Source organism: Paenibacillus sp. 01T431 (genome assembly GCF_056398625.1).
Genome location: NZ_JBFTPT010000020.1, coordinates 22,249 through 34,419 on the forward strand (window position 1 = coordinate 22,249; position 12,171 = coordinate 34,419).

13 protein-coding genes are annotated in these 12,171 nt (G+C 35.5%); all 13 read right to left on the reverse strand.

The genetic code is table 11. The features are described from left to right. Positions 1-72: 72 nt before the first annotated feature. Genes AC1DM9_RS28615 through AC1DM9_RS28675 form a run of 13 tightly spaced genes read right to left on the reverse strand, consistent with a single transcriptional unit; the run spans position 73 to position 12,171 of the window. Positions 73-1,011 (reverse strand): glycosyltransferase family 2 protein, encoded by a 939-nt coding sequence (locus AC1DM9_RS28615; RefSeq protein ID WP_477583458.1) that lies wholly within the window; start codon positions 1,009-1,011, stop codon positions 73-75. A gap of 8 nt (positions 1,012-1,019) precedes the next feature. After that, positions 1,020-1,868 carry a dTDP-4-dehydrorhamnose reductase gene (gene rfbD / locus AC1DM9_RS28620; RefSeq protein ID WP_477583460.1) on the reverse strand — a complete coding sequence of 283 codons (849 nt, stop codon included), beginning with the start codon at positions 1,866-1,868 and terminating at the stop codon, positions 1,020-1,022. A 1-nt stretch (position 1,869) separates the two neighbouring features. Beyond that, entirely contained in the window at positions 1,870-2,892 is a 1,023-nt protein-coding gene (gene rfbB, locus AC1DM9_RS28625) for a dTDP-glucose 4,6-dehydratase (RefSeq protein ID WP_477583462.1), read from the reverse strand. A gap of 9 nt (positions 2,893-2,901) precedes the next feature. Further along, on the reverse strand, positions 2,902-3,459 hold the full coding sequence (gene rfbC, locus AC1DM9_RS28630) for a dTDP-4-dehydrorhamnose 3,5-epimerase (RefSeq protein ID WP_477550987.1): 558 nt from the start codon (positions 3,457-3,459) through the stop codon (positions 2,902-2,904). Between the two features lie 16 nt (positions 3,460-3,475). Then, on the reverse strand, positions 3,476-4,219 hold the full coding sequence (locus AC1DM9_RS28635; RefSeq protein WP_477550988.1) for a sugar phosphate nucleotidyltransferase: 744 nt from the start codon (positions 4,217-4,219) through the stop codon (positions 3,476-3,478). A 17-nt stretch (positions 4,220-4,236) separates the two neighbouring features. After that, the gene (locus AC1DM9_RS28640) at positions 4,237-5,025 is read right to left on the reverse strand and encodes a glycosyltransferase family 2 protein (protein WP_477550989.1); all 789 of its coding nucleotides are present in this window, start codon (positions 5,023-5,025) and stop codon (positions 4,237-4,239) included. 19 nt (positions 5,026-5,044) lie between these two features. Continuing rightward, a complete protein-coding gene (locus AC1DM9_RS28645; RefSeq protein ID WP_441876363.1) occupies positions 5,045-5,857 on the reverse strand; it encodes a sugar phosphate isomerase/epimerase family protein in 813 nt (270 codons plus the stop codon). Continuing rightward, positions 5,854-6,624 carry a Rossmann-fold NAD(P)-binding domain-containing protein gene (locus AC1DM9_RS28650; RefSeq protein ID WP_477583465.1) on the reverse strand — a complete coding sequence of 257 codons (771 nt, stop codon included), beginning with the start codon at positions 6,622-6,624 and terminating at the stop codon, positions 5,854-5,856. The genes AC1DM9_RS28645 and AC1DM9_RS28650 overlap by 4 nt, the downstream gene beginning before the upstream one ends. A gap of 2 nt (positions 6,625-6,626) precedes the next feature. After that, entirely contained in the window at positions 6,627-7,619 is a 993-nt protein-coding gene (locus tag AC1DM9_RS28655) for a glycosyltransferase (RefSeq protein ID WP_477583467.1), read from the reverse strand. Next, entirely contained in the window at positions 7,616-8,740 is a 1,125-nt protein-coding gene (locus AC1DM9_RS28660; RefSeq protein WP_477550992.1) for an FAD-dependent oxidoreductase, read from the reverse strand. The genes AC1DM9_RS28655 and AC1DM9_RS28660 overlap by 4 nt, the downstream gene beginning before the upstream one ends. A gap of 15 nt (positions 8,741-8,755) precedes the next feature. Next, the gene (locus tag AC1DM9_RS28665) at positions 8,756-9,106 is read right to left on the reverse strand and encodes an SMR family transporter (RefSeq protein WP_477550993.1); all 351 of its coding nucleotides are present in this window, start codon (positions 9,104-9,106) and stop codon (positions 8,756-8,758) included. Between the two features lie 15 nt (positions 9,107-9,121). Further along, on the reverse strand, positions 9,122-11,230 hold the full coding sequence (locus tag AC1DM9_RS28670) for a hypothetical protein (protein ID WP_477583469.1): 2,109 nt from the start codon (positions 11,228-11,230) through the stop codon (positions 9,122-9,124). Between the two features lie 11 nt (positions 11,231-11,241). Then, complete coding sequence (locus AC1DM9_RS28675) at positions 11,242-12,171, reverse strand: NAD-dependent epimerase/dehydratase family protein (protein WP_441876342.1); 930 nt, start codon at positions 12,169-12,171, stop codon at positions 11,242-11,244.

Sequence of the window (12,171 nt, forward strand, 5' to 3'; positions counted from 1 at the left end):
TTTCGACTCTATCTGCATTGTACCAAAAATAGGATAGGAGGAGAACCCCATATTTTCCCATTTAAAATTAATTTAATGTTTAGTGTGCCGTTTATGAACTGCCTTTTCCTGAATCCATTTACGCTTTTGAAGCATGTTCGGAAGCGATTTGAAAATAATTGACCAACAGCGTAACAATCCTGGCTCACGTAAAATAATATAACCAAGCTTCACCACTTCCGTTGCTAGGATCAACGGCCCTATTAATAGAGAGTGCCAACCGATAGGTTCATTTTTTATAAGGGTGAAAAACCGGTTCTGATAGGAATGCTGACGAACAAACAGCGGAACGCTGCTCCTGCTTCCCTTTTTCCAGCCTCGATGGTGTACTGCGTTTGCTTCAGGTATGTAAAATGAGGTCYAGCCAAGCTTCTGCGCTCGCCATGCTACATCTACGTCTTCCTTATAAGCAAAAAAGCGTTCATCAAAAAATTCACCATCATATTCGATATCACGAATCATTGCCTTTCGATATACTGCTGCTGCACCAGATACGCCAAATACGGCTCTTTTTGTACTCCAGTCCGCTGCTTGGTCGCCTGCGGCTAGATCATATGCATTTCGAGTTCGTTTCATTCCAAGTCCTGCGCTATCCATTACTTCTATATTAGACGAAAAAACAAGCCGTCCGGTTGCACTTCCAACCTCCGGCTTTTGTTCCATAAAACCAATAATTTCTTGTAAATAATTCGGGTCTAGCGTAACATCTGGATTCAACACAAGTACATAATCGGAGGATGTCTCTCGGATAGCCTGGTTTTGGCCGCCGGCAAATCCATTATTGATCGTGTTCGTTATGAAATAGACATACTCTGCAAAAGGTTTCACTTGATCAGCCGTTCCATCAGTTGACGCATTGTCGATGACGACAATGCGTTCAACAGGGAAGCTTTGTTTTAAAACAGCTTGCAAACAGTTCTGAATGTCTTTCGCACTGTTATAAGTTACTATACAAACGCTTACTGTTGGCATTACATATATCACTCACTGTCTTTGAGATAGTGGTTAAGCGCTTCTCTCCACGGCCGCAGCATGTTGAGCCCATTAGTGCGGATTGCAGTATGATCCATAACCGAATATGCGGGTCTCGGCGCAGGCCGCGGGAAATCTGCTGTCGTACAAGGCTCAACAAGAATAGTTGTGCCGCTGTCTTCAAATATAGCATTTGCGAACTCAAACCAAGAGCAAACTCCGCTATTGGATGCATGATAAATACCATAATAATCAGTTTGCACTAGCTCTAGCAAAAAAGCTGCAAGATCATAGGTGTAGGTAGGCGAACCGATTTGATCTGCAACTACTTTAAGCTTATCTCGCTCTCCAGCCATTTTCAGCATCGTCTTCACAAAGTTATTTCCGTACTTCCCGTACACCCATGATGTCCGAACAATATAGAAGCGATCATGTAGTGTCTGAACGGCTTGTTCGCCAGCATATTTCGATTTACCATATACCGTTTGAGGATTAATCTGATCATATTCATTGTAAGGGACAGTGCTGTTCCCATCAAAAACATAATCGGTGCTTATATAACAAAGCTTTGCACCGATCTCACGAGCAGCTACCGCAACATTGCGTGTTGCAGCTGCATTCACACGAAAAGCCTCGTCCGGCTCGGACTCGGCTTTATCTACCGCAGTATAGGCGGCGCAGTGTATGACAACATCAGGACGATGCAGTGCAAATAAATTCCGGCAAGCTGGGAGACTCGTAATATCAAGCTCACTTCGGCTTAATCCAATAATTTCAGCCGTATCCGTCGTCCATTGCGACAATTCTCGGCCAAGCTGCCCACTCGCACCAGTAACTACGATTTTTAAAGTAGCCATATTATTCTTTCGCCTCCAGGCGATCTTTGTACTGGGTGTCATAATATTGTTGATAAGAGCCGGATGCAACCTGCTCCATCCACTCTGTATTGCTAAGGTACCAACGAATCGTTTCCTTGATTCCGTCCTCATAGTTAAATTTCGGCTGCCAGCCTAATTCATTACGAATCTTGTCAGCATCAATTGCATATCTGCGATCATGACCAAGACGATCCTTTACATAGGAGATCAGCGACTCAGGCTTGCCAAGCTCTTCAAGAATCGTGCGAACAACCTGCAGATTGTTCCGCTCGTTACGTCCACCAACGTTGTATACTTCACCATTAACACCTTTATGCAGTACGAGATCTATTGCGCTGCAGTGATCCTCTACATAAAGCCAATCACGGACATTGAGGCCATCCCCGTATACAGGAAGCGGCTTATCTTGAAGCGCATTCTGAATCATCAATGGAATAAGCTTCTCTGGAAACTGGTATGGACCATAGTTATTAGAGCAGCGTGTTATGTTGACGTTTAGTCCGAACGTTTCATGATAAGCTCTAACAAGGAGATCCGCCCCGGCCTTGCTCGCCGAATATGGACTGTTTGGCACAATCGGCGTATCTTCCGTGAAAAGCCCCGTCTCACCCAGCGTTCCGTACACTTCATCCGTAGAAACTTGAACGAATTTAGTTACGTTATATTGCTTTGTAAGATCAAGAAGCGTCTGAGTACCAAGAATGTTTGTCTGTACGAAAATCTCTGGATGCAAAATGCTGCGATCTACATGAGATTCTGCTGCAAAGTTAATAACAGCGTCGATGCCTTGTTGGAATAACGGCTCCAATTCTGAACGTTTAGCAATATCTGCTTTCACGAATGAATAGTTTGAATGCTGCTCAATCGATCGCAGGTTTTCAAGATTGCCTGCATATGTGAGTGCATCAACATTAATGATTTCGTAATTTGGATAGTTTTTAATCATATACAATACAAAATTGCTGCCTATAAAGCCGGCACCGCCGGTAACTAGTAATTTCACGAGTCTAACTCACCCTTCATATACAAAGTTGATTTCCGCATCGGCAAGCACCGGATGCTTGCCATCCTTATCCGATAAAATCGGAGTAGATGTCGGCCAATCGATTGCTAGTGCCGGATCGTTCCAGGCGATGCCACGGTCGTGTTCGGGGGAATATAGGGCATCAACTTTGTATTGAACTTCACAATTGTGAGTTAGAGTGCAAAAACCATGAGCGAATCCTTGTGGAACCAAAAGTTGAAGTTTATTGTCTGCAGATAATTCAAAGCCTTGCCATTGTCCAAAAGTAGGTGAGCCGTGTCTTATATCGATGACAACATCATAGATCCTACCCGCAGAAACTCTTACAAGCTTTGTTTGTGCCTTTGGTCCAAGCTGATAATGCATACCTCTTAGAACATGCAATTCTACTGAAAGGGAATGATTATCTTGTATAAAGTCATAATTAAGCCCAAGCTCAGCAAATGTTTTAGCATTATAGCTCTCCATAAAGAAGCCACGATGATCACCAAACACTGCGGGTTCTAGCAATTTCACTCCAGGAAGATCAGTCTCTCTTACTATCAATATCAATCACCGCCTATTACAATTTGAATCTTCCAAATTCGTCACCGTAAATGAGGTCCTTTGAAAGTTCATTCGCCTTGCTATATGATACATGAGTCCCTGCGTCCGTCCACCAGTTACTTAATACATCATATGACAGCTCATTGGAAGTGATATAGGCATTGTTAACATCAGTAATCTCTAATTCTCCCCGGTTCGACGGCTTTAAGGAACGAATAATATCAAATACACGACTATCGTACATATATATTCCGGTTACAGCATAATTACTTTTAGGGTTCTTGGGTTTCTCCTCAATCGATACAATCTTTTCTCCTGCAAGCTCCGGCACACCATACCGCTGTGGATCTGGCACCTCTTGTATGAGAATTTTTGCTCCAGACTGTTGTTCTTCAAACCCTTCAACAAATGATACGATTGAATTACTAAAGACATTATCACCTAAAATGACAACCATTCGATCGTTGTTGACGAATCGTTCTGCCATACCTAACGCCTGTGCTATCCCACCTGCTTCATCCTGAACCTTATAAGTAAAAGAAAGCCCAAACTCTTTACCACTTCCTAAAAGGTTCACAACATCACCCATATGTTCTTTCCCTGTTACTATAAGTATGTCTTCAATAGCTGCTTCTTTTAACTTAGCTATTGCGTGGAAGATCATAGGGTAACGTCCAACTGGAAGTAAGTGCTTGTTTGTTACTTTCGTCAAGGGAAATAGGCGTGAACCAGTTCCACCTGCTAGAATGATTCCTTTCAATTATTCCCCTCCCTATTCTATTGTTCAACATCGTATTTTCTTAACAAGAGATTACCTAGGGTCCGTAACAATAACATATTCCCTTTTATTGGACTAATTTTTGTTGGGATTTTACCTTTCGGATATACTCTGCTAACTGGTATTTCAATGACTTTCATTCCAATTTTAGGAGATATGTATGATAAAAAAGCTAGAAGTTCATAAGTTTCAAAGATTTCTCTAAAAGGTTTGACTCTTTGATCTAAAAGAAGCTTCCTTGAATGTCCTCTAAATCCATTTGTTGTATCTGTATATTTAAACCCTGAAATAAGTGATAGATAAGGAGCGTGAATTAATTTTATCGCTAGTTTTCTACTAAGTGGAGTGTTTACCTCACTCCCTCCAGGAACATACCTTGAACCTTGAATAAAGTCATAGCCTTTTTTTAATTGTTCGATAAACAACGGTATTGAATCAATACTATCTTTGTTATTGCCATCTACAGTAATAATCCCATCGTAGCCTTGTTCCAAAGCATATGCAAATCCCATTCTTAATTGAGCACTTAATTTCCCTTTATCTCTCTTCGTTAGGATTGATCTAATTCCGTTACTTATCAGGAAGTCATCTTCTAAAGAACCATCTGTACTTCCTCCGTCTAAAATAATAACATCTATTATATTCGTAAAAGATTTTATTTTAGTTAGTTGTTTCTGAATCTTTTCTCCTTCGTTAATGACAGGGATACATACACAATATGAGTTTTTTCTATTTGAAAATTCTTTCACATCGTGTTTAGGAACTATCCAATCTGACCGATTCGCCATTACTTACAAATCCTCACCCTCATATTTGAGTATAGTGTCTATTTACATATTCCAATGCTTGTAATAAAGCCTCGCTATTGTCTCTAAGAATACCGTTTTTCATTTCAATAGACACCCATCCCTGATAGTTGTAATCATGTAGGACTTCTGCAATGGCTTCATGTCCTTGATTATAACTCCCTGGTATATTAAGAAAAGGATCACTGATGTGAAAGTGTCCCGAATAGGGAAGACACTCTGGAATTAATAGTTCTGGTTTTTCCTCATTTAACAACATTGTACCTGTATCTAAATGAAGCTTCACTCCATCACTTTTTACATTTTTAACAAAATCTAATCCTTCTAAAGTTGTTGTTATAAAATCGCAACCGTATTTTACAGGATTAGGTTCAATACAAAGATGTACGCCTAGCTGAGTCGCCCGTTCTCCCAATAATCTAAAAAAATCGATAGCTTCTCCATATCTTTCTTCACGATCAGAACCGCCAATAAGACGATTCTTTGGAGATCCAAACACTACAGCTTTTATTCCTAACTTACTTGCTAGAGTTAAAATAGATACTAAATAATTCATTGTCTCTTTCTTTACATCACCAAAAATGGACAACTGATTTTTGTTAAACAATAAAGATTGCATTGCAATGGGAGTAAATCCTTGATTTACCCAAAATTCTTTATAATTTGCTATTTCAGTTTCTTTCGCTGTTGCCGGTTCATCCCAATGCTTTGTTGGAGCAATTTCAATACCTTTAACTCCAAACTTCTTAAGTAATGGAATCATTTTATCGTTTTCATGAGAGTCCCAAGCTATATTGGATATCGCTAGTTTCATTCTATTCCCCTTTCATTTGCAACAAATTGTTCTATTTGTAAAAAAACCTCTTCCTTAGTACTTAAATATGGTCCTGATTGTCCAAATAAACCTGCATACTTACTTCGCATATCATAATTAACAGGTGCTTTACCGTTATCATTTGTGTATACACTTTTAAAACAATTTTGAGCGATCTCTTCCGCTGACACCGGTTCTGTTGCAAAATTGATGATTGGACGATCATTACTTATAACAATACTCAAATCTTTCCACAATCGTGACATATCATAGAATTGAAACACACTTTTATAATGAGTCAAATGCAGACAATTATCATGAATCAAATCATAAATAAAATTTTTCTTAAGCCCATTCCCAAAAAGCCCTGGTAAACGAATAATACTACTTCCTTCAAACTTGTCTTGTACAAAATTCTCTAAGACAAAACGATGTTTACCATATGGCTCCAACGTTTCTTCAAATATCTTTGTATCTTCATCAACTGAAAGTGGTCTTTGATATACATCTACTGTAGATATTAATACAAACTTATTGGCTGTTATTGTATTCAAATGTGACATTAACCCTTTAAGATTAGCAAGATCTTCTTCTGGGTGCTGATTTGCCTTCCACTTTACAGCCGGAGCACCTGCACAAACAACAAGATCATAATTCTTCCCTCTAATCTCGTCGATATTCTTAGAATTATAACAATCATCAAATGTTGTTTGTGATAAAAGAGTTGTGCCTACAAAACCTGTAAATCCAATAAGTGCTGTTTTCATATTTACCCCTCCTGTTTAGATACTGCTACCTCAAGTTCACTGTTAATAAAATCCACGTTTCTTATTTTCGATTTAATTACTTCTGTTGAGTTAGTCGTATACGCTGGCCGATCTTGTATCTCTATCAGAATTCTTGATATGTATTCTCCTAGCATCCCAACAATAAAAAACAGCCCTGCAAACCCTGCACTTATTAAAATCATTAATGTAGTCCATCCTTGTACTACATACGCGTTGAATATGTAGTTATACAAGGCATAGCCCCCCATAAACATACTAAATACAAAGAAGATTATAGATAAATAATGAGCAAACTTAAGACCTAAATTCGAAAAAGAGACAATAATATCAAATGCTGTACCTATATTTTCACTATTAAACTTTTTAACTTGAGCAGCAACATTATTATTCGGTGCATAAAGAATACTTTTCTTGGAATATCCAGTATATGAATATAACGCCTTTCTATATCGCACTTTTTCTTTTAAATTTAGCATAGCATTTAGTGCTCTTCTTGAGACCAGACGTGCAGTTTCTGTGGTAAGGTCAAGATTCAAATAAGAAATTTTATTTATTAATTTATAAAACATCTTTGATGTCCAGGATGGATTTAAGGAAGGTGTTAGCACAACAATGTCTGATCCTTTTAATGCAGTTTGATACATTTCAACAATTTTTTCAAAATTGAAATCTATACTTGAGCCTTCTAATTCATAAACAAAGTCTCCCATAGATTTTATTAAACCTGCCATCATTGCCTTCTCGATACCATGTTTACGTGCAAGATTTAGTACAATGAGAGTGGACTCTATATTTTCCGAAGCAGACCTAATCTCTTGCAATGTTAAATCGTTGCTCGCGTCATTAATTACAATTATTTCATAGTTGTAGAATGTCTTACTCATGGTCTTATCAATATTAAGCAATGCTTTTTTAATTAAATCTTGTTCATTATGAACATATAACACTACAGACACAAATACCTGTTCTTTCACAGCAAGACATCCTCCAAATCATAAATTGTGTTAAACTTACCAGACAAAACAGAAATAAAAGATGGCTTGTTTGATGATGTTTTTATTACTGTTGGTCTTGAGTCATCAAGCTCAGCAGAGTTCAATATTGTTTTGACCGAGAACAATGATTTTTCATAATTAAACTGTAACCTTGAACTTAAATATTTTTGAGCTTGTTGTTTCATTCTCATCCATGCAGTATCAGGACTCATAAAACAAGAATTACAGTTTTGTAAAGAGAACTCAGAACAATCTACTCTATGATTTTGACAAGAAAACTTTGGAAACTGCCCACTTGCAGTTTCATGTGGTGTATAACTAACCGATGTAAGAGAATGATATCCTGAAAAACCGAAAGGCATTATTGAGAAAAACGGACCATCCATTACTGTTATTCCTATATTATTAAGTTCTTTGTTCGCTTTTGTTAAGATAACCTCACACAACTCATATTTTGTTTTGAATGCAGCTAAATTAAACACATCTAAAATCTGATTTATGCTTGCATAAGTTGCATTTAAAACTTTCGGAGTTAATACTGTTAATTCATCATTTATAACAATATAGTAATTATTGTTGTCACTATCAACATTTTTCACTTGAGTATTGAAATACATATCGACATTATTGTAGGTCTTTAATATTTCAAAAAATCTTTCTTTAATTTTTTTAGCATCATAAGTGTATTCAACCGTTTCGAATGCAGCTTCAACTATACCTTCATTAAAGTACTTCGCAGCGTTAATCTCATCTGCTGGAATTCCAACATGCATACAAAACTTTAAAAATTGTTCCGCATTAGTTAATGAATCATACTTAGATATTGCATATATTTTTTTAAATTGACTGTGAATACCAAAACTAAACTCTCTATTAAATCGTTGATAATAATGTGCTGATTTAGATGCTGTCGAGACACTTCTTGGGTAGTGATACCCATTATGAACTCTAGCTTGATTAATATAACTTGCCCTTTGTAAGGGTTCAGAATCCATCTCAATTAATGCAACATGAAGTCCTTTCTCACCTAAATATTTTGCAGCGTATAATCCATAAATACCAGCACCGATTATAACATAATCATATTTAATACTTTTCATAAGAACCCCTCTTGTTTATAAAAAAAGAATTATTGTACCAGCTATAAGTAGAAGCAACCCTAAAATCTTCATTGCCGTTAGAGGTTCATTAAATAAAATGACAGATATCAGCACAACCCCTACAGTTGTGAGAGCTTGAGATACTGGAGAGATCCTACTAAGTTCCCCTCTAGATAGTGCCATAATATAAAATAAAAAACTAATACCATAAAAAATTGCTCCACCCCAGATCTGTGGAGAAGCAATTATCTTAGTGAAAAATTGAATACTTAAAGCATCTACTTTTATTTGTAATACTGCCTGCTTTAAAAATGATTGAGCTAATAAGTTAAATATCAACGCAAGAATAAGCAATACATATGTCATTATTAATTCCCTCAATTATCTTAGTATTTCATCATTTTTGCATTTTCTAATCTTAATAAAAGATAAGCCAATTATAATAGGTGCTATTAAAGTAACAGAATAAAAATATCTTGCATCCTGCGCTGGTGTTGATATTAATAAGCCAGCAGCCTCAAATAATACAGGTGAAATCACTATAATCGCTTTCAGATCTTTGTTCCTATTCATGAATACAAATCCAAACAATAAGATTATAAATAGAAACATTGCAGGTCTCCAAAATAACCAGTTAATATTATGCTTTTCAGTAGCATTTACAATTTTCAAAATACTATTTTTAAAATCAGGAATAACATTCGTTTGAATTAATCCAAAATCATTAGTTATAATTTCTCTTGGGACAGTATAAAGGTAACCGTCTGGTGGCTGACTTATTCTCCATACAAGGGATGTTATAGATCTCCAATCATCAAATGCAATAGACGGGTTACTTATTACAAGCATCATCCAATTTTTTATAAATAATATTTTATCATCTATTATATTTTGCGGATTCATACTTGGATGAAATAATAGATAATTCGCAGAGTATTTCGAATAGACATAGACATTATCCTCTCCTTTCCATTTTTCAATTGGTAAAATTTCCTCGAAATACTTTTTGGCATTAGAATCTAATTGAACATTTTTATGAARCATGGTTCCAACTTGATGTAGTTGAAAAGCTAAGGTAAAGTGCGGAGGTGCTGGTACTACATTTAATAACTGAAAGATTGGTCCTTTGACCAAAATAATACTAATAAATACGATAGAGATAATCAGAATATTTTTTTTGAATTGTTTCAAATATAAAGCTAATAGAACAATAGATACACCAATTACTGTGACAATTCCGTTATGCCTTAACAAACCTACATTAATTAGAACAAAAACAAAGAATATTAAATTCCTTTTTACATAAAACCATGCATAGTTACTTTTATATACTTTAAATAACATAACAACAAGAATTAGAGACATAACCGCAAAAGGAATATCTTTCCATAAAGTAATAGACATCATTCCATTTACAGGATTAAAAGCAATTATAATCATTAATAGCAAGCACAGACGTCTATCTAATCCCAACTTCTCTAGGTAATATAATATGTATCCAAATGTTAATGACATAAATAATATCTGGAATATAGACACAATCGCTGGTGACGACCATATACTATAAAATATCCATAGCAATAACGTATGATAAGTAGGATGCCAGTTGTTAAACACACCTCCATGAGTTTGTGCCCATTGATCCATAGAGTCTGGACTCATATTTGCAGGATAAAACGAAATGAAATATATTGAATAAACAGTTAGAATAGGAATAACATAAAAGAGGATTCTTTTTCTATTAACATATTCCACTTTTGAAATAATCGAATATCGTTCTAATATCAAAAAAAGCACAAAAAACATTTGTGATAAGGCAATAATATCAATTAAATAACTAAACATAATAAAAATATATGAAGGATTAACATCGTATTGAAATTTATTGGTAATTCCTTCGCTATTATATAAATCAACAATTTCAGATTTCCCATTAGTAAATACTTCCACTTTCCCTGACCAAGCATGATTAACAAATTCAATTTTTATATTTTTTTTAATTTTTCCTTCCCATTTTATTGTTTCACCATTTTGATAAGAAAAAGGTACTATATTGTCTTTTAATATCCACCCTTCACTAAAAGCTACATTGTTCCAATCCACTTTGTTATCATCAATATAAAGTCCATTGACCCACACCTCATTACCAGAAGAAGAAGCATTTTTCTCACCAAGCACTTTTATTTCTAAAGATGTATTCTGCGCTAAAGACAAATGTTTTATTGGCACGGAAATAATGAGAAGTGTGCTAAATAACAAGCTGGCTAAAATCAAAATTATTACACTTTTTTTATCCATTACTTTTAATCTAGAAATTGTATATCTAAACATGTAAAATCCAATTGTCATTAGTAACAAAGAAATCAGAAAATAAATAAATATGCTATACTCCGTTTTCCCCTTCAAGTCCACATAAAACAAATTGAAAAGAAAAAAGTTCATAATACATGCTATTATAATACCTGTAATAATAGTTTGAATTTTCTTCATTTATTACCTCTCTATTTCGCTACTTTTCTTGTAGCATTTGATTTATTAATTATGTAATTTATACCTTGCTCAAGAGTAAATAATGATCTCCATGTTGTCGCACTTGTAATCATTGTATTATCAAGATAGCTATGATCGATATCACCTTCACGACCAGATATGTACTCTGGACTTATATTTATATTTAAATATTTTGTGATAATCTCAAATAATTCATTAATACTGGTAGGTTGCCCCGTACTTACATTGAAAATTTGGTCATGTCCTTGATTCAAAACAGTGAGATTTGCACTAACTATATCCTTTACAAATATAAAATCTCTCGACTGCTTCCCCGTCCCATGAATAGTTATACCACAACCAGAATTTAAAGCCTCTAAGAAGACAGAAACAACTCCTCCTTCACCTTTACCGTCCTGACGATCACCATAAACATTTGCATATCTAAGTATAGTGAATTTCATTTTATTATTAGCACAAAAAACTCGAATATAATGCTCCGGTGTATATTTTGAAATACCATAATATGAAATCGGAAGTTGTATATGCTCTTCGTTTATAGGCAGATATTGTGGATTTCCATAAACTGCTGCAGATGAGGCATATACTATTTTTTTTACATTTGCTTTTTTACAGTGTTCAAGAAGAGTGAGAGTGTTTATAATATTACAATTGGCATCCGCCAATGGATCATTCATTGACTGCATTACACTAACTTGAGCAGCATGATGATAAACTACTTCTGGTTGAAAGTTATTCAGTGCTTCTTTAGACAGTTCGGAAGTTATATCTGTATGTACAAACAGTGCATCACGATTTAAATTCTCCAAAATTCCAGTAGATAGATTATCGATTACAAGTACTTCATGTCCATTCTCAATTAATGAATCTACCAAATGAGATCCAATAAAACCACAGCCACCAGTGACAGCTACTCTCAT

Bases quoted from the DNA above. Each gene is read 5' to 3' on its own strand.
- rfbD (WP_477583460.1), bottom strand. From the start codon at position 1,868: ATGGCTACTTTAAAAATCGTAGTTACTGGTGCGAGTGGGCAGCTTGGC.
- AC1DM9_RS28640 (WP_477550989.1), bottom strand. From the start codon at position 5,025: ATGGCGAATCGGTCAGATTGGATAGTTCCTAAACACGATGTGAAAGAA.
- AC1DM9_RS28645 (WP_441876363.1), bottom strand. From the start codon at position 5,857: ATGAAACTAGCGATATCCAATATAGCTTGGGACTCTCATGAAAACGAT.
- AC1DM9_RS28650 (WP_477583465.1), bottom strand. From the start codon at position 6,624: ATGAAAACAGCACTTATTGGATTTACAGGTTTTGTAGGCACAACTCTT.
- AC1DM9_RS28660 (WP_477550992.1), bottom strand. From the start codon at position 8,740: ATGAAAAGTATTAAATATGATTATGTTATAATCGGTGCTGGTATTTAT.
- AC1DM9_RS28665 (WP_477550993.1), bottom strand. From the start codon at position 9,106: ATGACATATGTATTGCTTATTCTTGCGTTGATATTTAACTTATTAGCT.
- AC1DM9_RS28675 (WP_441876342.1), bottom strand. From the start codon at position 12,171: ATGAGAGTAGCTGTCACTGGTGGCTGTGGTTTTATTGGATCTCATTTG.